This is a genomic window from Vibrio sp. 10N.286.51.E5, from assembly GCF_041469125.1.
Taxonomy (GTDB): domain Bacteria; phylum Pseudomonadota; class Gammaproteobacteria; order Enterobacterales; family Vibrionaceae; genus Vibrio; species Vibrio crassostreae_C.
Window position 1 is genome coordinate 1 of the sequence record NZ_JBFRJZ010000071.1, and the last position, 518, is coordinate 518.

The window sequence follows — 518 nt, forward strand, 5'->3', positions numbered from 1 at the left end:
AATCGAGTAGGAGGAGGCCTCGCAGCCTCCGTCCTCTCACACCACCGTACAAGCGTGGGTCGCATACGGCGGTTCCGAATATACTTTCAGTGACTCGTACCCATCTCTTAGTGAGTACAGCCCCAACCCCTCGAACCATTTTATTGGCATGGCGTGATTAACCTGTGGCGTTGAAGCTAGATGCCACCAACCCTTATCTGACATCGCTAGCTTCCACGCATTACGCTCCGTTACACCTTGTCGCTGTAACCATATCGCTATGCTGTGTCTGCGTTTGCGCTGCTTTAGTCGGTAGCACCTTAATCTACGCCGTATCCATTCGTCTAAGCGCTGCATTGCACTTTTACTAACAGTAAGCTTGAAGTAGTGTTGCCATCCTCTTAGATATTGAGTTAACTCCGTGATTATCACCTGTAACTCTCGTCCTCGATTTCGCTTCGTTATCTGACGTACTCGCTTCTTCATTTGAGTTTGTGCTGCCTTCGATAGATGGATTGTTCCATCTATCCCGAAGCGGT

At 49.0% G+C, this 518-nt stretch carries 1 protein-coding gene; it reads right to left on the reverse strand.

The genetic code is table 11. The features are described from left to right. Positions 1-36: 36 nt before the first annotated feature. The coding region (locus tag AB4161_RS20635) for a group II intron maturase-specific domain-containing protein (RefSeq protein WP_372084133.1) at positions 37-518 on the reverse strand (482 nt) is incomplete at its 5' end.